This is a genomic window from Nitrosomonas sp. Nm166 (genome assembly GCF_900112825.1).
Taxonomy (GTDB): Bacteria; Pseudomonadota; Gammaproteobacteria; order Burkholderiales; family Nitrosomonadaceae; genus Nitrosomonas.
On sequence record NZ_FONE01000006.1, the window covers coordinates 70,622 to 96,355 of the forward strand.

Here is a 25,734-nt window from a genome sequence, read left to right on the forward strand (position 1 = left end):
TAACAATGAATAATCATTCACTTTCTGAAATTGCTGTAGATACTTGGGTGCAAGGTGGTCCTATTACGTTAAGCGATCTGGTTGGCTCTGTGGTGTTAATCGAAGTTTTTCAAGTTAATTGTCCGGGTTGTTTTATTTATTCGTTACCTAAAGCGATTGATTTGCATAATAAGTATCGGGATCAGGGGCTGGTTGTCATCGGTTTGGCCACAGCATTTGAAGATTATGATAAAAATACGCTTGAGAATTTACAGAAACTCGTTATGACTGGGGAAGTAGTCGGTCAGACGTTTAAGGCACTCAATCAGTATAGTTTATTATCCGAAGGCAAACTGCGATGGGAAATACCTTTTGCGGTTGGAATGGATCGGGTGGTGGCAGAAACTGAACCTGTTACCGATGAGCGAGTTTTACGCTATGCGCGTGAATTTCTTCCTGAGTTTGAGAAATTCAGTGATCAGCAAAAGATGTCTATGCTTCAGCAAGTAAAGCATTATATGGAGCAAAAATCTATGAAAGCTGAAACTTTTGAGCGTTTTGCTTTGCAAGGAACGCCATCGTGTATTCTGTTTGATCGTAAAGGAGAGTTAAAAGATGTTTCATTTGGTCAAATAGATTACAAACCGGCAATGGTTGAGCATTTCTTGGCAGAAAAAAGATTTATTTTATGATTCTGCTTGGAAGTAAGCAGAATCAACTATCTAGGGGTTAAGGAATAGTTTTGAGGCCAAAGCATTCTCAAGCCAGATTTCAAAAGCTTGGTGATTATTCAAATCATATTGCCAGCACTGAAAACCTAGTTCTTTGGCCGATGCGATATTTTGTGGCAGGTCATCAATGTAAATGGTTGATGCTGGTTCAAGCTGATAAGTATTGATGGCGTATTGATAGATAGCGAATTCTGGTTTCAGAAAACCTACTTCGAATGACAACACTTTATGCTCAAAATAAGAAAATTCAGGGTAGGCTGTGAATATCCAGGGATAATGGATGGCATTGATATTCGAAATCAGCATCAATGAATGATTTTGACTGGCGAGTTGACGTACACAGCGCCACATCGGTTTATTTACCATAAAAATTTGCTGCCAGGCTAGATAAAATTGTTCCGGTGTGGCGTTGCTTTCAAAGATCTCCAGCGCCCACCTGGCATAATTTTCTGGATCAATTGCTCCGGTTTCTAACACGTCTTTTTGTGCAAGCACTTGCTGGATGCGTTCTTTGGGATTACTTATTCTATGGGGTATTAATCTTGCAAGGGATGATTCAAAATCAAAATCGAGTAAAACGCGACCAATATCAAACAAAAATGTTTTTGGAGAAGAGGATAGTAGTGCTATTTGATCACTGAGTTGCATCATGAATTGATCGTAATATTTGCTAGAGAACAGTAAGTAAAAAAGGACAAGAAATGTAAACATCTCTTGTCCCGTATAAGCTCCCCACCTGTGCCGTCAGACTATCATCTTGAACCATAAGGTCCAAGGCGGTTGTTTCATGGATACATCAGGCACATCCAATATAGGTGCGCACAACAGCATCACTAAAATCCACAACCATTCTTTATGAATTGGTTCAAAGAATATAAGTCTTAACAAACACCGCAGGGATTAACCTTATTCCTAAAAAATTCTAATTTTCTTTCCTCATCATTACTTCATCAACTTTCTTCTTTAGAGATACAATTCTACGCTTAAATTCATCCATGTCAAAGACCGTTCCATTACGCAGCATGAGTAATTCATGTGTAATGCTTAAAGCTGCAATAATAGCAATACGATCTGAATCGATAACTTTCCCTTCAGCTCTAACTTCCTGAATTTTCTTGTTCAAGTAGGCTGCCGCAAGCTGGATTTCTTCCTGCTCTTCATCAGGGCAGGTAATACAAAATTCCCGGCCCATGATATTGATATTCAGTGTCTTGTTACTCATTATTCGGCATATTTAATAAGAGCGTTTCAAGGCGACCAGCGGCAACTTGTATTTTCTCGTTGAGTTTTGCATTCTGAGCATGTGTGTCTGCGAGTTCTTTACGTAATTTGTTATTCTCCACGAGAATATCCTGATATAACCGCAAAAGGAGAAAAACTTTTTCTTCAAGAGATTTTAGTTCTGTTTCCATGGGCACACTATATTCTTGAGCATTAAAAGTTTAACCGATTTAACCAAATTTTAATTTTGTTTATTGTTCTAACTGTGCCGCCCATACTCAATAGTACTAATTTTAGTGTTGAAATACAGTACATTAAAATTTAAAGTAAACTGACCAAATACTTTGGTAATCATTGCTTATTATCAGATGTATTTATACGAATAATCGCAAAGCACTTGGGCTACCTGCGTTGATATGATTATTTTTCATTGCAGTTTGTATTTCAATCAGTTGCTGTTTACTTCGCTGAATGCCACTATCACTCAAGGGAACCCGGTTATCATCGACCATAATACCGCCCAGTGTATTAGAAAAAATTTTTGCAAGATGAGCCATTTGATCAAATACTCTTTCTCCATGGGAGACTCTTGGAACATCGAGCAAGAAAGTCACGCCATGAGTTGTCAGAGATTTTATATTTTCAGGCAAGAAGGGGGATGATTCATAATTACTCAATGTAAACAATAGATGATGATTATCATCCCGAAACTTGAATACTCCATCCGATTCTAGCCTGAATCCAGAAGCTTCGGCTAATGCACGAATTTTGGTGCCAACAAATGCTCCATCGTCTTTGCTGATAATATTAATCCCAATCATTACATCCACTTCAGCACAGAATTTATCGAGCATCAAAGCTTTGTCATGTGTGCTGACAATATCAGGACACTCTGCTGCAGCATGGACTTGAGAAGCAAAATCTTGTACTAAATCACGGAATTTGGATAGGTTGACTTCGCTGATAGGGCCAGCTCTGTCAGCCAGTTGTAAACAGCCTTTCAGATGGATGTAACCATCACCATCGGCATTGGCCTCATTCGTTATTTCTTCCCAAGGCTCATCTCTATGCCGCTGACCTAACCAGTAAACAGATTTTCCAAAATCAAATTTTCTTTGGAGTAACTTGGCGACATAAGTATTAGAAATGACTGATTCTGATCTTATATGAACAATGTAATTGGTATTATTATCATAGTCTAATACGGGTGAGGTAGTTGATGAACTTATTGATGTATGGGTCGGAATATTAATTGATGGGTTTTGTGTAATGGACATTTTTTTTGCTTCACTGTGAGAAGCTGATGAGTCAGTCTGCATGAGCAAGTCAGGCTGTCCATTAGAAATTGGGCTTTTGTTGAACTTTGGTTCAATTCTGGGCGCAATTTCTTCAGAATCATGTGTATCAAGGAGAATATCATTGTGTTCATGATCAAATGCTGCTTGTACTTTACGCCGATAACGTTGTTGTTGCAGCCAGTTGAAGACAACAACACCGACAATAACGATAATGCCGATGACAATCAGGCTTAACTGCAAGTCACTCATATTACTTAATATATCCATGTTATTTCCCTAAAAATACTTGATATAAAGCACACAGATTAGATTGTGCCGGCTTTATATGATCAACTACAAATCCAGACTAGATTTGCTTAATTCGTTTTCCCATTTTGATCGCATCTGCGATATCAACAGCGACTATTCGTGATACACCCTGTTCCTGCATTGTAACCCCAATTAATTGCTGCGCCATTTCCATCGTAATTTTATTATGACTAATGAATAAAAATTGAGTTTGTTTTGACATATTTTTTACTAACCCACAAAAACGATGAGTATTACTGTCATCAAGAGGCGCATCTACTTCATCCAATAAGCAAAACGGCGCAGGGTTAAGTCGAAATAATGAAAACACCAATGCCAAGGCCGTGAGGGCTTTTTCACCACCCGATAATAGATAGATCGAGCTATTTTTTTTTCCGGGCGGTTGCGCCATTAATATTAAGCCGGCATCCAGGATCTTATCGTCACTCAGCTCAAGCTTGGCTTGTCCACCTGCAAATATTACCGGAAAGATTTCGCTTAGATATTGATTGACCAGATCAAAAGTTTCTTGCAAGCGTAACCTGGTTTCGCGATCGATTTGTTGAACGACGTTTTCTAAAGTTGCAATCGCTTCATTAAGATCTTGCAGCTGCATCAGTAAGCTAGATTCACGTGCACGAGCAGCTTCGAGTTCTTCTAAGGCGGCAAGATTGACAGATCCTAATGCAGATATGTCGGCGTTTAATCGATTAATTTCTGATTGCAATGCTGCGATACTCTTTTTTTCTATGAGAGATGATAATGATTTTGTATCAATTTTGGCATCATTGAGCAATTCGTCAAATTGATTGATGGTAATATTCGCTGCCTGTTCTTTGAGTCGAATCTGACTAATGGTCTCTCTTAACGAAGACAATTCCTGGTCGGATGCCATGCGAGTATTTTCTATTTCCCGCAAATGGCACGTAATGTCTTCGACTTCCTGACGAGTTTGCAGCACGGTGTGTTCAATTAATTTACGTTGTATCTGGGCAACTTCCAATCGTTTATTGAACGGAGCTTCATCTAAGCTATTTTTTTCTTTGAGCAGACTCAGATGACTTTGCGTTAAGCATTGTAAATCTTCATGTAAAGATTCTAAATTATGCTCTATCTCACTGATTTTATTTTCGCATGTTTTTACATGAAATGTAGCTTCCTGCACCTGCTTTGTCGATTGCTGGATGCTTTGCCGCTGACTTGCAAGTAGATGATTAGCTGCTTCCCAGGCTCGCTGAGCTTGTTGTGTAAGCTTCTTCAGCGCATCAATCTGTTCTAAATTCTTTATTGATCTTATCTTGGTAGCTTCCTGGAGTGAAATTTCGCTGTCTAATGCTTGCTTGATTTCGGTTAATTCAGAATTGATCTGATTGTTACGATGAATTGTCCGTTCACTGATTTGTGAAAGCTTAACGATTTCAAGCTGTAAATCATGTCGACGTTGCTGTGTTTGTCTGCTATTTTGATGAGATTCTTGGATAGCATGACTGAGTTGAGCATCTTGCTGATTGGCTGCTTCTAGCAAATCACGTTGATCGTGGAGAAGTGATTCTAATCGGTCAATTTCTATTTGGATATTTTTTAGCTCCTGCTGTCTAGATAAAACGCCATGCAATTGAGAATCCGGCGCATAAAAAGTGAAGCTGGTGCGTGTAATCATATGTCCTTGGCGTGTAACCAGCACGGCGCCAGAATTCAAGGTGGATCTTTTAATAAGACCTTCTTGAATATCTTCTATCACATAGACGTGGCCTAACCAATCTTCCAATACCGATTGAATTTCAGGCAGATCGACTGTCATATAGGCCAGTAATTTTTTATAACTTGCAGGGCTTGTCGTAGACTCTTGCTTGCTAATAGACAAGACAGGTTGAGTTTTTTCAAAAATTGTCCATTTTCCCGAAGGAGCATCATGAATCCAATGTTGAATTAAATCCAGCTGCTCGAATTCAATACTATTGAGCCGTTCGCGTAGCACCGCTTCAAGCGCATTTTCCCATTCAGGCTGGATCTGTATTTTTTGCCATAAACGAGGCAATAAATCCAATCGCTGATTGCGTTGCCATATATTTAGATTTTGATTACTTTCAAGCTTCTGCTGAAGATTCTGTAATGCATTGAAGCGTGCCGTTGCTTGCGATAATGCATGTTGTAACTCCTGAATTTCATGGGTAATCTGGTGTTTGCGTTGATTTGCAACTGATAATTGATTTTCGATATCCTGATGCTTCAAGTTGAGTTGTTTCAAGGTATTTTCAGCCTGATCCATTTCTAATTGCAGTTCAGCTAATCTGGATAAATCAATGAAAACCAGCTCACTTTGTTCCTGCAATAAGCGAGAATAACGTGCTTCAAGCTGCTGGATATTCTTTGTTGCATGGGTGAGATGGCTATCTTCAAGCTGATTGGCCTGCTCGGTTAAAAGAAGCTTCTGTCGACAATTAGTTAATTCTTCCTGGCACCGGAGAAAATCTGCTTCAATGTGGGGTAATTCTTTAGTTTTCTCATCATTTCTTAAAATACTTTCGATATGGATTGACTCGGCTTGGATTTTTTCCTGGCGCCAGTGGCATAAATTTTCTGATGAAACTTCTTTTAGCTGGTTACTTTTCTTTAACTGATTTTCAATTTCTCGGATTTGTTGTGCTAAACGTTCACTCATACTCCTCAGATGATTGATTTCTTGTTCCAAGCGCGATATTTCTGCATTTGCCGCATACAGTTGACCCTGTACTTGTAGCAGTTTGTCGCTGGCTGCATATTCTTTTGCCCGAGTTGCTTCATATTCTTTCTCAGCATCATGTTGCTTTGAGAGTATAGTTTGCAATTGAACTTCCAACCTTTGAATTTCTTTTTCTGCATTAGTGCGCTGATTCATTGCATCACTTTTACGCTGTAGCCACAACAAACATTGTGATATATGCAATTTTTCTTGCAGCGATTGATATTGCTGGGCGATTTCTGCTTGTATTTCCAAACGTTGTAGGTGAGTTTTCAATTCCAGGCAGAGATCTTCTATGCGGGCTAAATTCTTTCGGGTTTCTTCCAAACGCGAGAAAGTTTCCTGTCTTCTTTCCCGGTATTGAGAAATTCCGGCAGCTTCTTCCAGAAAATTTTTTAATTCTTGTGGTTTTGCCTCAATAATTCGCGAGATCATGCCCTGTTCAATAATCGCGTATCCACGACCTCCGATGCCGGTACCGAGAAAAAGATCGGCAATATCCCGTCGCCGCACTTGAAGGTTGTTAATGTAATAACTTGAAACACCATCTCTCTGAAGGACGCGCTTAATTGCGATTTCGGCATAGCTAGACCATTGACCTGTGATCTTGCTCAAATGATTGTTAAAAACTATTTCCACGCTCGCGCGACTAATCGCTTTTCGATGATCTGATCCCGAAAAAATAACATCTTGCATAGAATCACCGCGTAGAGCAGAGGCCTTAGATTCTCCTAAGACCCATCGTACCGCATCAATAATATTTGATTTTCCGCAGCCATTGGGACCTACGATACCAACCAGATCTTGAGAAACGGCAATTGCAGTTGGGTCAACAAATGATTTGAAACCGGCGAGTTTAATATGGGCTAAACGCAATTTTTTATTTATCAGATAAGATCGTTATAATAGATAGATTTAAGTGGAAAACGATTAAAAGCAATTGATTATTGTAACTGAATTAATTTAAACATGAGCATGAAGAATGACCAGCAAGCCTGAGAAAACACTTGAAACTTTTCCAAATCCATTTGCAGATCGAGATTACCATATTCATATGGAAATCCCTGAGTTCACCTGTTTGTGCCCCAAAACGGGACAGCCTGATTTTGCAACCTTAATTCTTGATTATATTCCTGATAAAAAATGTATCGAGCTCAAAAGTCTTAAGCTTTATATCTGGTCATACCGCAACGAAGGAGTATTTCATGAAGCGGTCACAAATAAAATTCTCGATGATCTCGTTGCTGCTCTAGAACCCAGATATATCCGCTTAATGGCACGTTTTTATGTGCGTGGTGGGATTTTCACCAATGTCGTCGTTGATTATCAAAAGAAAGGGTGGAAGCCAAAACCAGCAATTTTTCTTCAAGAATTCAATAGTCAATCCAATACTCGAGAATAATTCATAACATAATACTTTAAATAGTTTTATTAATATATTGATTTTAATAAAAATAATCTGATCATATGTTTCTTGTTATTTAAAAAAAAGGTTTGCAAAGACCAAAATTTTATATATGCTGTCACCTAGTGTGAAGATAAAATATAAGCTATATAAATGATTTTTAACAGAAATAGTCTATTTGCTTTACTAATTTCACTGCTTTTCTGGGCTTCACTATCAGTTGATGTGTTTGCTCTCGGATTAGTACAGGACAAAAATCAACATCATGCAAATTTATTGGATCGTGTACGAAGCGGGTTTGCATTGATACTATCCTCTAGCAGTAAAGCAATACGTAAAATTGAAACTCCTCATACGGAGAATCCGCAGACAATCAATCATATTATTGCAAGAAGTGAGCGGTATTTATTTTATATTGTGGAGGAAGTCGAGCGTCGTGGTATGCCAATGGAAATTGCCTTAATACCTGTGATTGAAAGCGCTTATAATCCTCTCATTAAATCAGATAACCGGTCTGCGGGTTTGTGGCAATTTATACCAGAAACTGCAAAAATCTTGGGCTTGGAACAAAATGTATGGCATGATGACCGCCGTGACATTATCGCATCGACTGAAGCTGCTCTTGATTACTTACAATATCTTTATCAGAGATTTGGTGATTGGGAAGTTGCCATAGCAGCCTATAACTTAGGTGAAGGCGCGGTAAGTAAGGTTTTGTCTAGAAATATTCATAAAGGAAGATCAACCAGCTTTCGCGATCTAAATCTTCCAGTTGAAACCAAGCACTATGTTTATAAGCTATCAGCAGTTAAAGACATTATTGCTAACCCAAAAAAATACGGTATAAAACTTCGACCGGTACCTAATCGACCGTATTTTGACACCGTCACAATACATGAGCACATCGATATCTCCCTCGTTACCCGCCTCGCAAATATCTCTGAAGTTGAATTTACCGCCTTAAATCCCGCTTACAATCGCTATGTTATTAAAGTACTTGATGCGCCTCGTACTTTATTGCTCCCCAAGAATAACAAAGATATTTTCTTAAAAAATTTAGAGACTTACCAGGATCCTAGAATTTCATGGAAGTTTTATCATGTTAAAAAAGGCGAAAATATCAATGAAATTGCGGCTCGTTATTCAACTACCGTGAAGCAGTTGCAAGCCATCAATGGTATTTCTCGAAATAAGAATCTTACGCTTGGACAAAAGATATTGGTTCCTCAAGCTGTGGCAGAAAATCATGCAGAAAGTGCTGCGCAAAACAAAAAGCACTTACAAAATCATCAAGCCAGTATTCATGTTGTAAAGAAAGGCGATACTTTGTACGAAATAGCAAAACGATACGGTACAACTGTTGATCTAATCAAATTGTGGAATAATAATGATGATGAGAGTTTAGCGATAGGGCAGAAACTTGTTCTTATGAAAAGTTAAAGATATATTTCGCTCAATAATCATTTTTAAAAAGTATTCACTCAATACTTTTTAAAAATTCAATAGCCCAACTTACGCCGAATCCTGTAATCTCACTATCGACAGCACCTAAACCATCTTTGTGGTTGCAGGCCGATAAATCTACATGTACCCAAGGTGTATCGCTAACAAATCTGCGCAGAAAACAGGCTGCAAGAATATGATCAAATTCTCCCTCAAGCTCGCATTGCTTGATATCCGCAATACTACTTTCAAGACTTTCTTCATAGTCTGTGTCCATTGGAAAAACACAAACGCGCTCACCACTTTTTTTGCCCGCTGAAACGGCTTTTTGAGATAGATCATCACGATTGCTAAAAATTCCGCTGTATCGTGACCCTAAGGCGGTTCTCATGCTTCCGGTCAGTGTAGCGAAATCGATAATCAAGTCCGGTTTTAGCTTAGCAGCCAACGTTAAAGTATCCGCCAAAACCATACGTCCTTCAGCATCCGTATGGACTACTTCAATGGATAATCCACTCAATGCTGAAATAATGTCATTTTGTTTATAAGCCCGTGGACTGATATGGTTTTGTGCTATCGCGAGCCAGCAATCAATCTTGATCGGAATTTCGGCTCGAGTTGCGGCAAGTAAAATGCCCAAGGCTACTGCGGAGCCATTCATATCTTCGTGCATACCTTGCATATGTCGGGCCGGTTTTAAATTATGGCCACCCGTATCAAAACAAATACCTTTGCCAACAACAGCGACGCTTTTATTATGTGAATTGTGCTTGCAATTATGCTGTAAATGTACAATAGCGGCATCTTCTGAATCACTACCTTGAGCAACAGCGATAAAAGCACCTGCACCAATTTCCTTCAATTTATTTAAATCGAACTCTTCGTATTTCCAACCTTCGTTTTCCGCAAGCTTTTTAATCTGTTGACGATAGGTTTCAGGCGTTAATTCATTGGCGGGCAAAACCGTAAGACCACGAGCCAACAAGTTGCCTTCTGCCAATGCTCGCTGCAATGTAAAGTTTGCCGCATCCTTGTAGCCATACAGTGAAATCTTCGTTAGCGATTTTCTAGCGGGCTTGTTTTTTCGTACGGGTAATACAGCGCCATTGACCCAAGTCGCATATACAGCCAATTCGGAGAAATTTTTCTTTTGATGAGTAGTGCCATAAACGGCAATATGTATTTCAGATGGATTTTCAAGAAGTAACAACTTGATTGCTTTACGCATGCAAGTTTGCTGATTAAATACAGGCTGGCTACTGTCTATCATGGCCCAGGCACATAATTCACCGTTCTCAAGATTTGCACTGACCGGAGTACAACTAAGATCAGTTAATTTCATTTCGCGTCGCACAAACAATTTTTCAAGCGATTCTTCACCAAAGAGATTGTATTTCTTGGGTAACTTTTCTAATTTAGGGAGTATTACGAGAATATGCGATGCTTTAATAGATTGATCGATAGGTGATACATTCTGGAAAAGAGTTGCCAGCATTGAAAGCTTTCCTGTTAAATATTTTTTTCTGCATGACAATGTCTTAAGTCATGACGTAAGAATGATTGCTGATAATTACTGCTATTATATACGTCTTAAGTACATTATGATGGCTGAGATAGCTTGTAGCAGATAGATTTCTGGTTCTCAGTTCTCATAAAGGGGAGTATCATATTATGATGCGTCAATATCTTGAGCTAATGCAACATATTATCGATCATGGGCACCAGAAATCAGATCGCACGGGTACTGGTACCTTGTCAATCTTTGGTTATCAAGTGCGCTTCAACTTAGCCCATGGTTTTCCATTAGTTACCACTAAAAAATGTCATCTGAAATCAATTATTCATGAGCTATTGTGGTTTTTGCAAGGTGATACGAATATCGAATACTTACATAAAAATGGTGTATCAATATGGAATGAATGGGCTGATGAGAATGGTGATCTGGGTCCCATATATGGCCATCAATGGCGATCCTGGGCAACAGCAGATGGTCAGCATATTGATCAGCTTAAGCAGGTTATCGAGCAAATAAAAAATACGCCCGATTCGCGGCGCATGCTTGTCTCTGCCTGGAATGTGGGTGATTTGCATAAAATGAGGTTACCTCCATGCCATGTTTTTTTTCAGTTTTATGTGGCAGATAATCATTTATCGTGCCAGCTTTATCAGCGTAGTGCAGATATTTTTTTAGGTGTACCTTTTAATATTGCATCGTATGCATTGCTCACAATGATGATTGCGCAGGTATGTGATCTTCAACCAGGAGATTTTGTGCATACGTTTGGAGACGCGCATCTCTATCTGAACCATCTTGAACAAGCTCATGAGCAATTAAAGCGCAAGCCGAGGCCGCTGCCTATTATGAAGTTAAATCCCAATAAGCGAGAGATTCTGGATTTTGAATATGAAGATTTCGTATTGGAAAATTATGATCCTTATCCAGCTATTAAAGCACCTATAGCCATATGACTTCGCTGTGCTTATCCATATTGGTAGCCATGGCTAGGAATCGAGTCATTGGCCAAAATAATAAATTGCCTTGGCATTTACCAGTTGATTTGAAACATTTCAAGTCACTGACCATGGACCATATTATTATAATGGGCCGCAAAACCTATGAATCTATTGGTCGACCCCTACCAGGTAGAACCAGTATCGTTATTACTCACCAGAAGAATTTTAAAGCGCTTGGAGCGACAGTTGTTCATTCTGTTGAAGAAGCTCTGCAAGTATGCAAGCAAGTCAGCATCATCAATCATGAACATTTTATTATAGGGGGCGAGGAGATATTCCGGCAAACCCTTAAAATTTGCCAGCGCATGTATATTACGGAGATTCAGAGAGATTTTGAGGGGGATACTTTCTTTCCGGAATTTGATCCCAACGATTGGAAAGAAACGCAGCGGGATAAGCATTATTCTGATCAGGATAACAACATGGAATACCATTTTATCATACTTGATCGTAAGCCATCATTTAAATAAGTTATGAAGCTTTCTGAAATTCTCATCTTATAAATGGTGAAATGCATATTGCATGCTATTTCACCACCTATATGATCACGGGAGATACTTATATCACCTTAATATCAGGTAAAGGAAACCCGTTGAAATTGCTGGCATAAGCAGTAGTGTAAGCACCAGAATTAGGGATATAAATAAAGTCATCTTCTTGCATGTCATTGGGCAGCATTAAGTCATGCATCAAAACATCCACTGAATCACAGGTGGGGCCAGCAACAGACCAAGGAATATTAATACCCTTCCGATCAGTGAGGATTTCATAACGTAAACCTTCGGTCATTTCTATGACCCCACCAAACATACCCGCATCCCAATACATCCATCGCTTTCCATTTCGAGTTGCGGTACCCACTACACGACACACGAAGTAAGCTGAATCAGAGACCAAATAACGGCCAGGTTCTGCTATGATACGGATGTCATCCGGCAAGTCAGCGATAGCTTCATTGATGACCTCGGCAATTACTTCGATTGAGGGAATTGGTTTGAGATGGCGCACTGGGTAGCCTCCCCCGATGTTAAGTAATCGAGGATTCAGACCTGCGGCTTGCATATCGGCAAAAACTTTCTTTGCGCGCTCTATGCCGACTCGCCAGTTTTGCGGATTGCGACATTGAGAGCCTACATGAAATGTAACGCCGGCCAGATCTGCCTTGATCTTTGCAGCCTCATTAATGACCTCATGAATGTCGCCCAGATGTGTTCCGAATTTACCTGCCAATGGCCAATCACTGCCAATATTAGGAGTATCGATACGCAGATACATTTTGGCATCTGGCTTGACACTTACAATCTTGTGCAGCTCTTCTACACTGTCAAGCACATACCATTCGACCCCTTTGGTTGCGGCATATTTGAGATAGGCCCTCGACTTGATCGGGTTACTATAAAATATCTCAGCAGCGGGCACTCCCAGCGTTAGTAATAAGTCAAGCTCGGCGATGGAAGCAATTTCAAAACCAGCTCCTTCTTTAATCAGTGTCTTTAACACGCGGTGATCGGGGTTGGCCTTGACTGCATAATGCGGATGAATGCTCGGCATTGCAGTTTTGAATCGGCGGGTTTTTTGTCGAATGATATTGCTATCAATTAATAAGAAGGGGTGTTGATAGCCTTGCTTTAGTACATTCTGAACATGCTTGAAATCCAGACTGATTTCAGGGTGAGTATCAAATAAAACTTCAGCTTGATCGAATTTTGGAAGTGTAGAAGAAAATGCAGGCATAGAAGTTTTCCTTTAAAAATGGCTACGTTTCAGGAATATGAACATTAACGAGATCAGCTGGAGCAAAAAAGTTCTTAATATTTATCATGATGACCTCCTTATCAGTGAGTTTTTTTAAAGTTGCACGCATTATAGTCTGCATTTCGGGTAAATCAAGTATTTTTTTACGTAAAAAAATTGCTTTTTATGTAATTAAAATATTTAAATAAAAACAATAAGTTGTATGAATTATACATATGCTGAATTTGACGTTCTTTTTTAAAAAAAGTTTATATCACTGCGGTATTTTTTATTATGAGCAGTATGGGTACATCAGCATAAATTGTTGATCTGTATTACCGCATTTTCATGCGAATCTTTAGTTCCATTGAAGTCTTAAATAGCCATCTGTTTTTTCATTAAACCGGAAGCGGAACAGATTTTCTCCGCGGTGAATCGCTTGCTGCGGTGGGAAGAGTTTGAATGGTCCGGCAGCAGAATGTGATTCTTCAATTCTCAATTTTCCTGCACGAGGGGAAAAAATTTTTAATTCAAACTGTCCCGGACTAATTTCCCGTAATGATGGAGCAAATGGTTTGGCCAATGGTTCGCCAATGAATACGCCTTGGCCTGGCCAGGCTACGCTTTTCCAGTAAGCTTCCATGGCACTGGCGCCTAATGCGTAGTGAAACATGGCGATTAGAGGGGAAGGAAATTTTTGCGGATAACTGCAGGGTTCAACAACTGTACCATAACTGGCTGTTGCACCGGCTTCCAGCCAGCGCAAGCTGCTCATTTGCTTGGAATCGGTCAACATACCGCCGGTAGATGTTAAATGATCTGCCAGCGCACCCGGCAGAAAACCTAGTGTCTGCAGCAGAGGCACTTCGGTCAATCCGGTAAAATAAAAAAGAATATCCTGGCGGTCAGTAAGCACATCGGTTTCGAATACTTGTATAGAAAAAACACCGACCAGATCATGTGCAGTTTTTTCAAAGCTCATTGCACGGCTGTTTCGGGCTTTATCTGAAGTGCTCAATAAATAAGCTTGTCCCTTTGGAAAGCTATGATCTGAAGCAATACCCCGGTCAATCAGCGCTTTAACCTGCTCAAAAGAAGTTCCAGCCAGCATCATCGCGGGCCGTATCTTGTAATCATTGGCCGGATAGAGGCTTTGCGCATTGAAATAGGGATTGAGCGCTGTCGGCTCGCATTTCTGTGCACAGTATTTCCTGTCGAAACCAAATGCCAATGCGGAAGTCAGCGACATGCAACCCACGCGGTAGGGAGTGGTCCAGGCAACCGCGTAGGCTTGTACATGATCGGGAGTAAGCTGATCAATCGTGGCTTTCAGTTGTTTAAATTCTTTGGGTGTCATGACACTGCGTTCAGATGCAAAACGCAGATGAATCATATTAGTTTCAGGAATATGCCGTGCCTGCTGATAGTAATGGGCAATTTGCCGGGATAGTGGATCATCGTCATTGACAATGACAGCAATATCTTCCGGCGTCAGTCCAGTACGTGGCAAAAAAATGCGCTTTTGCGCTTGCACCGGGAAAGCTGCAAAAAATAAAATCATCATCAAAATGGCAGAAATCTGCTCGATTAGCTTCCAATTTTTTTCTGCCAGCAGCATAAGGTGATTTGCATGATAAACTTAATGCTTTAAATTTTCGGTAATGTCACACCATGTTGTCCCTGATATTTACCACCTCGGTCCTTATAAGAAGTTTCACAGACTTCGTCTGATTCAAAAAAAATGACTTGGGCAACCCCTTCATTGGCGTAAATTTTGGCAGGCAGCGGAGTGGTATTGGAAAATTCCAGCGTGACATAACCTTCCCATTCCGGTTCAAATGGAGTGACATTTACGATGATGCCGCAGCGGGCATACGTTGACTTGCCTAAGCAGATAGTCAAAATGTTGCGTGGGATGCGAAAATATTCGACCGTGCGTGCCAATGCAAAGGAATTCGGTGGGATGATGCAAATATCACTTTTAACGTCAATAAATGAATTGGAGTCGAAATTCTTCGGATCCACGATAGTGGAATTGATATTGGTGAATAATTTAAATTCATCCGAGCAGCGGATATCGTAGCCATAACTTGAAGTGCCGTACGAAACAATACGCTGGTCGTCTTTCTGACGTATCTGATCCGGCTCAAACGGTTCGATCATGCCGTGTTCGAGTGCCATCTGGCGTATCCACTTATCTGATTTAATCGTCATCCTTTAGTCTTTCCTAGTCATTTTCCATTACGATCTTGGCGAATAATTCCGAGTGGTCTTCAGCAGATTCAGCGACTTTGACGGCGATGCGCCGCGCGATTAATCGGTATATTTCGGCTAATCTTCCTTCGGGTTCAGCGGCTACACTGGGTTTGCCCATGTCTGTATGTTCACGGATTTTGATATCGAGTGGTAATGCGCCGAGAAACTCTACATTGTAATCCTTGCACATCTTTTCACCGCCACCGGTTCCGAATATGGGTTCCGTATGCCCGCATTGAGAACAGGTGTGCATACTCATGTTTTCAACAATTCCTAAAATCGGAATGCCTACCTTTTCAAACATTTTTAATCCCTTACGTGCATCGAGCAGGGCAATATCCTGGGGTGTGGTAACAATGACTGCGCCAGTTACCGGTATTTTCTGAGCAAGTGTTAATTGAATATCACCGGTACCGGGCGGTAAATCAACGATCAGATAATCCAGATCCTTCCAGTTGGTATCGTTTAACAATTGCTGTAGGGCTTGCGTTACCATCGGGCCGCGCCAGACCATCGGGGTTTCGACGTCAATCAATAATCCGATGGACATGGCTTGAAGCCCGTGGGCTCGAACTGGTTCCATGCTTTTACCATCGAGCGATTCAGGATGACTTGTGATTCCCAGCATCTGAGGTTGTGATGGACCATAGATATCCGCATCTAAGATACCTACAGATGCGCCTTCCGCGGCCAATGCCAAAGCCAGATTAACCGCTGTGGCCGATTTTCCGACGCCGCCTTTGCCGGAAGCTACGGCAATGATGTTTTTGACGCCGGGGATAAGCTTGACGCCACGTTGTACAGCATGAGGAATAATTTTGCTGCTGACCGTGACTTGAGTATTGCCGATTCCCGCTATGGACTTCAATGCATCACTGATCTGTTTCTGAACGTTATCTTTAACACTGTTGGCTGGATAGCCCAGTTCTATCTCAACGGCTACATTGTTTTGATCGATCTGAATATTGCGCACTGCTTGCGTGGTCACATAATCTTTACCTGTTGTGGGATCAGTGACTTGTTTGAGTACAGATTGTATTTGTTGTTCAGAAATAGTCATCACGACTCCTTTTACTACCGGTTAGAGGTTAACAATTGAATAAAGGGATGGTAACAAATATCGGGAATGCGTACACAGTTTGTTACAATTGGCATTTACTTAATCTGACTTGCCGATAGTTAATGAACAAGCGAAAAATTCTGGTTACTTCTGCGCTTCCTTATGCCAATGGCAGTATCCATTTAGGTCATTTGGTGGAATATATTCAAACGGATATCTGGGTACGATTTCAGAAAATGTGTGGGCATACGACTTATTATGTATGCGCGGATGATACGCACGGCACACCGATCATGCTACGCGCAGAAAAAGAAGGCATTACACCAGAAACATTGATCGCACGAGTCCACGATGAGCATCTGGAGGATTTTACTGGCTTTCATATCCAGTTTGATAACTATTACAGCACCCATTCGCCGGAAACGCGGCATTTCTCAGAAGACATCTATAGCAAACTCAAGGCCGCCGGTTTGATTGCAGTGCGAGGTATCGAACAGCTTTATGATCCGGTCAAGAACATGTTTCTGCCTGACCGGTTTGTCAAAGGTGAATGTCCAAAATGTGGTGCCAAAGATCAGTATGGCGACTCCTGTGAAGCCTGCGGAGCGGCTTATGCGCCGACCGAATTAAAAAATCCTTATTCATCCGTATCCGGCGCCAAACCGGTCAAGAAATCATCAGAACACTATTTTTTCAGCTTATCCGATACGCGCTGTGCTGATTTTCTGCGCCGCTGGACCCGGGAGGACGAGCATTTGCAGCCTGAAGCTGCGAATAAAATGCGCGAATGGCTCGGTGAAACTGGGGAGAACAAACTTTCAGATTGGGATATTTCACGTGATGCGCCTTATTTTGGTTTTGAAATACCTGGTGCTCCCGGGAAGTATTTTTATGTCTGGCTGGATGCACCAATTGGTTACATGGGCAGTTTCAAAAATCTTTGCGTGCGTGAGCACATCGACTTTGACACTTTCTGGCAACCGCAATCGGATGCCGAGCTGTATCATTTTATCGGTAAAGATATTTTGTATTTTCACGCTTTATTCTGGCCGGCAATGCTGAAAAATGCGGGCTACCGTACTCCCACCAAAATTTTTGCCCACGGCTTTCTTACGGTGAATGGTGAAAAAATGAGCAAATCCCGCGGCACGTTCATTACGGCAGAAAGCTATCTGAAGCAAGGCTTGAATCCGGAATGGCTGCGTTATTATTATGCGGCCAAGCTCAATAGCACATTAGAAGATATCGATCTGAATCTGGAGGATTTTGTCGCGCGTGTCAATTCAGATCTGGTGGGTAAATTTATTAATATTGCCAGCCGCTGTGCAGGTTTTATTAGTAAACGATTTGACGGCAGGCTCGCGGACGGCGAACAGTATCGACAATTGCAAACGGTAGTGAACGAACGTTTTGCCGGTTGGCGACCTGATCAAATTGAAAAAGCGTTCGAGGAAAGGGAATTTGCAGCCGCGGTGCGGCATATCATGAAGCTTACTGATGAAGCAAATGAGACGATTCAGGAACTGGCGCCGTGGGAGGTTGCCAAGGACTCGGACCGCAGTGAAGAGCTGCAGAAAATCTGCAGTTTGGGCATACAGCTGTTTTACCTGCTTTCGCGCTACCTGAAACCTATTCTGCCGAAAACAGTGCAGCAAATTGAACGTTTTCTCAATTGCGAACCGTTAACCTGGCCTGAACTGAAAGAAGAACAGCCGGTATCGGACTTATTATTACCCGCAGGTCATGCCATCAACGTTTATCACCACTTGATGACACGCATTGATGCCAAGCAGATTGAGGCGTTGACCGTTGCCAATACGCAAAGCTTAACACCTGCAGGCCAAACCAGCTCCCCTGCGCGACACGCGGAGAAACAACAACATGCCGTTACACCGATTGCCGATGCGATTTCAATTGATGATTTCAGCAAGATTGATTTGCGTGTTGCAAAAATTATCAATGCCGAGCATGTGCAGGGTGCAGAAAAATTATTGAAGTTGACGCTGGATATTGGTAGTGAGCAACGCACTGTCTTTGCGGGTATCAAGTTGGCCTATGATCCTGAGCAATTAAAAGGACGCCATACTGTCATGGTTGCAAATCTTGCGCCACGGCAAATGAAATTTGGCTTGTCAGAAGGCATGGTATTGGCAGCCGGGGGCGGCAATCCAGGCGAATTGTTCATCCTTTCTCCCGATACCGGCGCACAGCCGGGAATGCGGGTTAAATAAGCTTATCCTTGCATGGAACTGGAGCTTGCAGAACATATCAAGCAACTGGAGCTTAAATTGCTACAGACTGATCTGACGGCGAACCCTACCTTGATGGATGATCTGATAGCCGGTGATTTTGAGGAGATCAGCAGCAACGGTCGCGTGAATTCAAGAAACGATGTGGTTAATTGGTTGCTGCAGAAGAATAATAATATTCAATGGGTGCTGACAAATTTCAGAATTAAGGTGTTAACCGATGATGTAGTGCTGGTTATTTATATTGCAAAAATACTCAACGGCCCGAACAGCGCAAGTAAAGGGTCAATCAGATCTTCCATTTGGAAATGTCGGGACCAAAACTGGAAAATAATATTTCATCAAGCATCTCAAATAGACGAGATACTATAAAGGCATAAAACCATGGATCAGGAGAAGGCGTTGGTACTCAACGAAGAGCAGCAATTCAACGAAATTAAAACCAATCTTGCAACAGTCAAGCAGCGCATTGCCGATACCTGCCGAAGAATTGGACGCGATCCCGCCAGTGTGCGGTTATTGCCTGTTACCAAAACAGTGTCTGCGGAAAGATTGCGCATTGCCTACGCAGCAGGTTGTCATGAAATGGGAGAAAACAAGATTCAGGAAGCACGGGAGAAATCCGAGGTTCTGCGTGATTTGAATATCCAATGGTCGATCATTGGCCATCTGCAAACCAACAAGGCTAAATATCTGGCGCGTTTTGCCAATGAATTCCAGGCATTGGACAGCCTGAAAGTTGCTGAAGAACTCGACAAACGTTTACAAAATGAAGGGCGTGCGATAGACGTTTACGTCCAGGTGAACAGTTCCGGAGAAGCCAGCAAATTTGGTTTGGCACCGGAAGATGTGTGTGCTTTTGTCATGCAACTGCCTAATTACTCATCTTTGCGAATCAAGGGGCTCATGACGCTGGCAATTTTTTCGCCTGATCATGATCGGGTGCGTCAATGCTTTATCAAAATGCGTGAGATCCAGGCCATGCTGCGTCAGGAAGCGCCACCTAGCCTGTCGTTCGATGAGCTCTCGATGGGTATGTCAGGAGATTATGAGCTGGCGATCGAAGAAGGCGCGACGGTCGTTCGTGTCGGACAAGCCATTTTTGGCAAACGTCCGTTACCGGATAGTCATTATTGGCCGGGGCTTGGGTAAGTACCAAGAGCTTGAGTTGTTTGAACAGTTGTTATTTAAGCTGTTTTTTGAAGTATGAGATGTTTATTAAAGTGTTCACACCTTTCATGATCTAAATCATTGGAGATAACAAATGAAACGACCATTAAAACAATTGATTCTGACAGTATGTGCATGGCTCTTGCTCGTCAATGTCCATTTTGCAACCGCCGATATGGCTAGTGACACAGAAAAACTCTTAAATTGAGCAGAAAATACTTACCCGCAATATTTTCCGAGCCACCAGATTACGCAAAGCATCGATCCCTGGTTATATCGGTTTTATTCGGAAACCGGAATTTACGCCGGCGTAAATAAAAATGATAGTGGTGTTTATGTGTTAGGAGGACCTTGGGGAGATACTCCAACCCGGATTGCGGCATTATCTGAATTGATCGCTCAAATTCCAGACAACAGCATCCCAGCTTGTAATACAGTAAATGTGCCGGCAGGTTTGGTTTATACACAGAGCGGCAATGTTGTGAATGTGACTACCAACGGCCAATGTATTCCACTACCCACAACTAATAATCTATGTGAAGCACCTCGGCAATCTTCAGCAACAGGAATTTCTGTATTGACGACTACGAATGTCATTTCCTCTTCGATAGGAGGAATTACTATCGATATTCCCGGCATTCCCAATCCATTCCAGTCTTTTGCGAATAACTTTTCAAACAGCAAGCACTGTACGGTGAATGCACCTGCAGAAACGTCCAGTTTGATCATAAACTCAGATGTTTGTTACGACATCACAACGGTATTCGGTGATCAGTATCAAGACATCCCGGGAGTTACTATCACTCCTCCAATTACCATGGCGCTTAAAGATACAGTTACCAGTCAACAGGTGCCAGATTGCTTTGTCACGGATGCGGCAACTATCTATGATGCGTTTACCAACGAAGTATGGGTTAACCAGAATGGCAGCTTTGTAAAGCAACAGTAGCGGACTAAGGTTACAGGAATTTCAGTTAATCCTTCAGTATGAAAGGCGATCAATCGATCGCCTTTCTTATTTTGGAGCGCTAAAATTTGTATCCTCGATGCAGCGCTACAATTCCGGCTGTCAAATTGAAGTATTCCACACGCTCAAAACCAACTTCTTCCATCATTTTTTTTAATTCTTGCTGGGAAGGGTGCATACGGATCGATTCGGCCAGATAGCGGTAGCTTTCTGCATCGTTGGCAATAACTTTTCCCATGACGGGGAGTAGTTTGAATGAGTAAGTATCGTAAGCGGGTTGCAGAGGTTTCCAGATTTTGGAAAATTCCAGTACGATGACGGTTCCCCCCGGTTTGATGACGCGCAGCATTTCCTTCAACGCGATATCCTTGTGGGTCATGTTCCTGAGGCCAAATGCTACGCTGACACAATTAAAATAATTATCTGGAAAAGGTAATTTTTCGGCGTCGCACTGTGCGACTGGCGTAGGGGCACCTTCATCAATCAGACGGTCGCGGCCGATAGAGAGCATGGAATTATTGATATCAGTCAGCCAGACTTCACCGGATTTGCCTACTTTTTGTAAAAACAGTGCACTTAAATCGCCAGTGCCGCCTGCAATATCCAATACCTTGTCGCCCTTTTTGATACCGCTGATTTCGATGGCGAAGCGTTTCCATAAACGATGCAGGCCTACCGACATCAGATCATTCATCAGATTGTAGCGTTCTGCTACCGAATGAAAGACGTCCGCAACTTTACCGGCTTTTTCATCTTCAGAGACAGTGTAAAAGCCAAAATGGGTGGTTTTAGTCATAATAGGTCGTTGAGTTTGAGATGAGGGTTGATGACAGCTTATTTACAGGAGTGATGCATCGTCCGATGGTTTGTTTCAGGTTCGCGGCTGGCGCCAGCTTCCTCCATCCGCTGCAGATACCGTTGCCACATGTTATCCTGATTGAGACCGTAATCATAGAGCAAGTCCCATGAATAAAGCCCGGTGTTATGACCGTCAGTGAAACTGAGTTGTATGGCATAATTGCCAACAGGCTCAATTTTCCGGATATTGACCATTTTCTTACCGGTTTGCAATACTTCCTGTCCCGGCCCATGACCACTGACTTCGGCGGAAGGCGAATAAACGCGCAAAAATTCACATGGAAATTGAAAAGTCTGTCCATCAGAAAAAGTAATATCCAAAATTCTGGATTTTTGGTGTAGCTTGATTTCTTTAGGGTGAGGGGTATCTTTGGTTAAGCCGGCCATATGATGTTATTCAGAGAATTGGTTAAGTAATCAATAGACCAATTGTAGCAAACAGTACAGAAAAAAGGATTGATACAGGAATTCACTCATGACTGCAAGAATACTGATCGTGGAAGATGAGGCTGCTATACAGGAATTGATTACTTATAATCTGCAACAAGCCGGCTATGAGACCGTCTGTGCAGATAATGCAGAGAGGGCGATGGTGATGATTAATGATGCATTGCCGGATCTGATTTTGCTGGACTGGATGCTTCCTAACATGAGCGGTATTGAGTTTGCGCGAATTTTGCGACGCAGTGAACGTACTCGCCTAATTCCAATTATCATGTTAACAGCACGTACTCAGGAAGCGGATAAGGTAGCGGGTCTGGAAATGGGTGCGGATGATTACATTACTAAGCCTTTTTCGCCACGTGAATTGGTTGCTCGTATTAATGCAGTGTTGCGCAGGCTGATACCGGAAGCTTCTGATGAGGTAATTGAAATTGATGGATTGCGACTGGATCCAGTCAATCATCGGGTAACCGCCGGGAATAAGGAAATTGAATTGGGTCCTACCGAATACCGTTTGTTGCATTTTATGATGACGCACACCGAACGCGTCTATTCACGTAGCCAATTACTCGACCGGGTATGGGGCGATCACGTATTTGTCGAAGACCGTACCGTTGATGTGCATATTCGCAGATTGCGCAAAGCGTTAGAATTGACAGGCAAAGATGAATGGATACAGACCGTCAGAGGTGCAGGTTATCGGTTTTCGGCTATTACAAAAGATCCGGATACAGAAATATGACAAAGAAACTTGCCCGATGAGCACTACCACTTAATACTTTCTCAGGAATATTGAAGTGTTTGATATCTGGCAACGTTGTTCCAATCTTCTTCTTGTTATCTTTATCACAGCAATAATATGGATGATTCTAGGTGCCGTGAAGGCACTGATTTTCTTTAGTATCGTGTTGCTATGGATGGTGTTTCATCACATCCGTCATTTGGTTGCGCTAGAACGCTGGCTACAGCGTTCTGATCATTCTGTTGCGAGTATCCCGCCAGGTACCGGAGCCTGGAATGATGTGTTTGCCCACTTGGCTCGCTATGTGCGCCAATATAGTCATAGTCAGGAATTGCTAAGTCTTGCATTGGAGCGCATGCGCAGCGTCACTTCAGCCATGCCCGATGGGATTGTTCTTCTGGATGAAGCCGACCGGATTGAATGGTGTAATCTGGTCGCGGAGCAGCACTTGGGCATTAACTTGTCGTTGGATGCGGGTCAGCAGATCACGTATCTGGTGAGACAAATACCTTTTGTAGAGTATCTGACAGCGCGTAAATACAGTGATCATTTGACTCTTAAGCAACCGCGTCAACAAGGATTAATTATCTCACTGCAGTTAGTGCCCTATGGTTATAACCAGAAGCTTCTGATCAGTCGGGATATAACACGGTTTGAAAAAATAGAAACTATGCGGCGCGACTTTATTGCCAACGTTTCTCATGAATTGCGCACTCCGCTCACCGTCATCGGTGGTTTTCTTGAAACATTATCCGCAGATGAAAATGTGAATACCGGTTTCAATAAGCGTGTTCTGGCATTAATGACTGAACAAACCACACGCATGCAACGACTGATTGAAGATTTGCTGATTCTTTCTCGCCTGGAAAATGAACAGAATAAAATCAACGAGAAGATAGTGGATGTCGTCAGCCTATTACATGTCATTTTACAGGATGCTGAATCCTTAAGTGCTGGGCGTCATCGAATCAAATTAAATATTGCCACCCAAGACCAGCTTTTGGGAAGTGAAGAGGAGCTGCGTAGCGCTTTTGGTAACTTGATCAGTAATGCCATCCGTTATACGCCTGATAAGGGGGAAATCAACATCAGCTGGGAAAAATATGACGGGCAGGGCTTGTTTTTTGTACAGGATAGCGGGATCGGCATAGAACCAGAGCACATCCCTCGTTTGACCGAGCGTTTTTATCGCGTAGATAACAGTCGTTCACGAGAGACGGGCGGAACGGGTCTTGGACTGGCCATTGTCAAGCATGTCCTAAGCCGGCATGAAGCGCGCCTGGAAATTATCAGTCAAGTAGGTAAGGGCAGCCGTTTTAATATATGGTTTCCTGCCAAGCGTTTGATCGCATTAAATAAGTGAAGTGAGAGTTTTTCTTGTATCAAGCGGTTGTGTAAATAAAGATCTTGATTTCCGATCAGACAGAATCACTGCAACTATAACCCATACAAGGTATTGATTACAAAATAATAAAAATAACCACCGGTTAACGGTGGTTATAAGTTCTACTCAATCCCGTGGCGGGTTATTATTGTTATCTTACTGCGATAGAATCTCGATCCGCATCGGTTTTTGCTTTGTTTACTGGATCATCTCGTTCTATTATCTTTTTCTTGTGAAGTTCTGCGTTGTGCAAATTTTCTTCTACAATCCCTTTATATTCATGAATATTAGCGGCAGTATGTGATTGTAGATCTTGACCCTGTCTGCCATAGTGATAGGGATGCGCTTCATATTCTTGGAGTAACTCTTTATTTTTTTGTAATTTTATTTCCGCTGATTTGGCCAGATTTTCATAATGTTTTGCCAAGGTAGCATGGTCGCTATCATCTATTTCATCCACAGCAAATACTGAAGAAACGTATAGGCAAGGCATCAACAAAGGGAGCAATGGTAAAAGTTTTAGTGCTTTCATGCTAAGAACCCTCTAAGAATAAAAAATAACCGCATCTTAATAGAGTCAGTATTCAGTGTGTATCAGGGAAACCACTGTTATTGGCTAATGGAAACCATTAGATTTGGTTTTTTTACTGGGCCATAGGTGTGCTGCAATTCTGCTCTGTAACCTATGGATAGCGTTTTTCCAGACATCTTATAGCATGTCTGCGATTTTTTGTTTTCTCTATTTCGCCTCATCAACCAGTGTTGGGTATCAAGAAGTTGAACCAAGTTAACTTCTAGATTTTGATCATTACTCAAGTACCTGAGTAGACCCCCTAATAGTGAATTTAATGAATTGAGTCAATTTCCTACTTCTCTTCCAAATTTGATCATTTTTCTGAGTATGTAATATCGAGTATCGGACATTTCTAGCCATTAATTGTATTCACTCTGTTGGTAATGGTTTTTAAGTAGTTTGAGTAAGCTAATAACTCAACCCTGCCTACCTTCGATTCAAATAATGATGTTCTGCAATTCAGCATCACCAGTTCGAACTTATTACTGACGAGTGCTTTTAATTTCTTTGATTTTTGTTTTGCATATTCTGGGGAACTGATTTGAAGAATCTTATTTCAAGGGGTTTTATTTTTTTATTAATAACATTCATTGCGCAGGAAGTTTTAGCGCAGAAGAGGATTTATTTGGCTCCTGATGATCACACTGACTACATGTGGACGGCGGATGAAGCGGAATATGAGGATGCGTTTCTGA

24 protein-coding genes and 1 other RNA gene are annotated in these 25,734 nt (G+C 41.7%); 11 read left to right on the top strand and 14 right to left on the bottom strand.

What is annotated here, in order from left to right:
- The first annotated feature begins 5 nt into the window (after nucleotides 1-5).
- Nucleotides 6-671, top strand: coding sequence for a thioredoxin domain-containing protein (locus BM021_RS03145; protein ID WP_090718787.1), 666 nt, complete (start codon nucleotides 6-8; stop codon nucleotides 669-671).
- Between the two features lie 30 nt (nucleotides 672-701).
- Here BM021_RS03145 and BM021_RS03150 read toward each other — a convergent pair whose 3' ends face one another.
- From BM021_RS03150 to smc, 6 genes are all read right to left on the bottom strand, one after another.
- A complete protein-coding gene (locus BM021_RS03150; protein ID WP_177186283.1) occupies nucleotides 702-1,361 on the bottom strand; it encodes an HAD family hydrolase in 660 nt (219 codons plus the stop codon).
- Nucleotides 1,362-1,435: 74 nt separating this feature from the next.
- Nucleotides 1,436-1,613: non-coding RNA, 6S RNA (ssrS, locus tag BM021_RS03155), on the bottom strand.
- A 19-nt stretch (nucleotides 1,614-1,632) separates the two neighbouring features.
- Entirely contained in the window at nucleotides 1,633-1,902 is a 270-nt protein-coding gene (locus BM021_RS03160; protein ID WP_256207744.1) for a cell division protein ZapA, read from the bottom strand.
- 22 nt (nucleotides 1,903-1,924) lie between these two features.
- Nucleotides 1,925-2,122: a hypothetical protein gene (locus tag BM021_RS03165; protein WP_090718793.1), complete on the bottom strand. Its 198-nt coding sequence runs from the start codon at nucleotides 2,120-2,122 to the stop codon at nucleotides 1,925-1,927.
- 183 nt (nucleotides 2,123-2,305) lie between these two features.
- Nucleotides 2,306-3,496, bottom strand: a complete 1,191-nt coding sequence (locus BM021_RS03170; RefSeq protein WP_090718795.1) for a cell division protein ZipA C-terminal FtsZ-binding domain-containing protein — start codon at nucleotides 3,494-3,496, stop codon at nucleotides 2,306-2,308.
- A gap of 79 nt (nucleotides 3,497-3,575) precedes the next feature.
- The gene (gene smc / locus BM021_RS03175) at nucleotides 3,576-7,115 is read right to left on the bottom strand and encodes a chromosome segregation protein SMC (protein WP_090718797.1); all 3,540 of its coding nucleotides are present in this window, start codon (nucleotides 7,113-7,115) and stop codon (nucleotides 3,576-3,578) included.
- A 106-nt stretch (nucleotides 7,116-7,221) separates the two neighbouring features.
- Between smc and queF the strand changes: the two genes are divergently transcribed.
- Nucleotides 7,222-7,641, top strand: a complete 420-nt coding sequence (gene queF, locus BM021_RS03180; RefSeq protein ID WP_090718799.1) for a preQ(1) synthase — start codon at nucleotides 7,222-7,224, stop codon at nucleotides 7,639-7,641.
- A 156-nt stretch (nucleotides 7,642-7,797) separates the two neighbouring features.
- Nucleotides 7,798-9,084: a LysM peptidoglycan-binding domain-containing protein gene (locus tag BM021_RS03185; protein WP_090718801.1), complete on the top strand. Its 1,287-nt coding sequence runs from the start codon at nucleotides 7,798-7,800 to the stop codon at nucleotides 9,082-9,084.
- 37 nt (nucleotides 9,085-9,121) lie between these two features.
- Here the strand turns inward: BM021_RS03185 and BM021_RS03190 are convergent, their stop codons facing one another.
- Nucleotides 9,122-10,582, bottom strand: a complete 1,461-nt coding sequence (locus BM021_RS03190) for a M17 family metallopeptidase (protein ID WP_090718804.1) — start codon at nucleotides 10,580-10,582, stop codon at nucleotides 9,122-9,124.
- 179 nt (nucleotides 10,583-10,761) lie between these two features.
- Between BM021_RS03190 and BM021_RS03195 the strand changes: the two genes are divergently transcribed.
- The gene (locus BM021_RS03195; protein ID WP_090718848.1) at nucleotides 10,762-11,556 is read left to right on the top strand and encodes a thymidylate synthase; all 795 of its coding nucleotides are present in this window, start codon (nucleotides 10,762-10,764) and stop codon (nucleotides 11,554-11,556) included.
- Nucleotides 11,553-12,071: a dihydrofolate reductase gene (locus BM021_RS03200; RefSeq protein WP_090718806.1), complete on the top strand. Its 519-nt coding sequence runs from the start codon at nucleotides 11,553-11,555 to the stop codon at nucleotides 12,069-12,071. Before BM021_RS03195 ends, BM021_RS03200 begins: the two co-directional genes overlap by 4 nt.
- Nucleotides 12,072-12,159: 88 nt before the next feature.
- On the opposite strand, the gene BM021_RS03205 is transcribed toward BM021_RS03200, so the two are convergent.
- The 4 genes from BM021_RS03205 to apbC form a co-directional block, all read right to left on the bottom strand.
- Nucleotides 12,160-13,335: a type III PLP-dependent enzyme gene (locus BM021_RS03205; protein WP_090718808.1), complete on the bottom strand. Its 1,176-nt coding sequence runs from the start codon at nucleotides 13,333-13,335 to the stop codon at nucleotides 12,160-12,162.
- 358 nt (nucleotides 13,336-13,693) lie between these two features.
- A complete protein-coding gene (locus BM021_RS03210; protein WP_256207745.1) occupies nucleotides 13,694-14,899 on the bottom strand; it encodes a TIGR03790 family protein in 1,206 nt (401 codons plus the stop codon).
- 83 nt (nucleotides 14,900-14,982) lie between these two features.
- A complete protein-coding gene (dcd, locus tag BM021_RS03215; RefSeq protein ID WP_090718813.1) occupies nucleotides 14,983-15,549 on the bottom strand; it encodes a dCTP deaminase in 567 nt (188 codons plus the stop codon).
- A 13-nt stretch (nucleotides 15,550-15,562) separates the two neighbouring features.
- A complete protein-coding gene (apbC, locus tag BM021_RS03220) occupies nucleotides 15,563-16,651 on the bottom strand; it encodes an iron-sulfur cluster carrier protein ApbC (RefSeq protein ID WP_090718815.1) in 1,089 nt (362 codons plus the stop codon).
- A 122-nt stretch (nucleotides 16,652-16,773) separates the two neighbouring features.
- On the opposite strand from apbC, the gene metG reads away from it, so the two are divergent.
- From metG to BM021_RS03240, 4 genes are all read left to right on the top strand, one after another.
- On the top strand, nucleotides 16,774-18,882 hold the full coding sequence (metG, locus tag BM021_RS03225) for a methionine--tRNA ligase (protein ID WP_090718817.1): 2,109 nt from the start codon (nucleotides 16,774-16,776) through the stop codon (nucleotides 18,880-18,882).
- Nucleotides 18,883-18,894: 12 nt separating this feature from the next.
- Nucleotides 18,895-19,272: a nuclear transport factor 2 family protein gene (locus BM021_RS03230; protein WP_090718819.1), complete on the top strand. Its 378-nt coding sequence runs from the start codon at nucleotides 18,895-18,897 to the stop codon at nucleotides 19,270-19,272.
- 12 nt (nucleotides 19,273-19,284) lie between these two features.
- The gene (locus tag BM021_RS03235; RefSeq protein ID WP_090718821.1) at nucleotides 19,285-20,052 is read left to right on the top strand and encodes a YggS family pyridoxal phosphate-dependent enzyme; all 768 of its coding nucleotides are present in this window, start codon (nucleotides 19,285-19,287) and stop codon (nucleotides 20,050-20,052) included.
- A gap of 355 nt (nucleotides 20,053-20,407) precedes the next feature.
- Nucleotides 20,408-21,019, top strand: a complete 612-nt coding sequence (locus tag BM021_RS03240; RefSeq protein WP_256207746.1) for a hypothetical protein — start codon at nucleotides 20,408-20,410, stop codon at nucleotides 21,017-21,019.
- A 79-nt stretch (nucleotides 21,020-21,098) separates the two neighbouring features.
- Here BM021_RS03240 and ubiE read toward each other — a convergent pair whose 3' ends face one another.
- Both ubiE and BM021_RS03250 read right to left on the bottom strand, forming a co-directional pair.
- Nucleotides 21,099-21,833: a bifunctional demethylmenaquinone methyltransferase/2-methoxy-6-polyprenyl-1,4-benzoquinol methylase UbiE gene (gene ubiE, locus BM021_RS03245; protein WP_090718824.1), complete on the bottom strand. Its 735-nt coding sequence runs from the start codon at nucleotides 21,831-21,833 to the stop codon at nucleotides 21,099-21,101.
- A 38-nt stretch (nucleotides 21,834-21,871) separates the two neighbouring features.
- Nucleotides 21,872-22,282 carry a gamma-butyrobetaine hydroxylase family protein gene (locus BM021_RS03250; RefSeq protein WP_090718826.1) on the bottom strand — a complete coding sequence of 137 codons (411 nt, stop codon included), beginning with the start codon at nucleotides 22,280-22,282 and terminating at the stop codon, nucleotides 21,872-21,874.
- Between the two features lie 88 nt (nucleotides 22,283-22,370).
- Between BM021_RS03250 and phoB the strand changes: the two genes are divergently transcribed.
- Both phoB and phoR read left to right on the top strand, forming a co-directional pair.
- Nucleotides 22,371-23,081 carry a phosphate regulon transcriptional regulator PhoB gene (gene phoB, locus BM021_RS03255; protein WP_090718828.1) on the top strand — a complete coding sequence of 237 codons (711 nt, stop codon included), beginning with the start codon at nucleotides 22,371-22,373 and terminating at the stop codon, nucleotides 23,079-23,081.
- Between the two features lie 55 nt (nucleotides 23,082-23,136).
- On the top strand, nucleotides 23,137-24,444 hold the full coding sequence (phoR, locus tag BM021_RS03260; protein ID WP_090718830.1) for a phosphate regulon sensor histidine kinase PhoR: 1,308 nt from the start codon (nucleotides 23,137-23,139) through the stop codon (nucleotides 24,442-24,444).
- A gap of 172 nt (nucleotides 24,445-24,616) precedes the next feature.
- On the opposite strand, the gene BM021_RS03265 is transcribed toward phoR, so the two are convergent.
- Nucleotides 24,617-24,997 carry a hypothetical protein gene (locus BM021_RS03265; RefSeq protein ID WP_090718832.1) on the bottom strand — a complete coding sequence of 127 codons (381 nt, stop codon included), beginning with the start codon at nucleotides 24,995-24,997 and terminating at the stop codon, nucleotides 24,617-24,619.
- Between the last annotated feature and the right edge of the window lie 737 nt (nucleotides 24,998-25,734).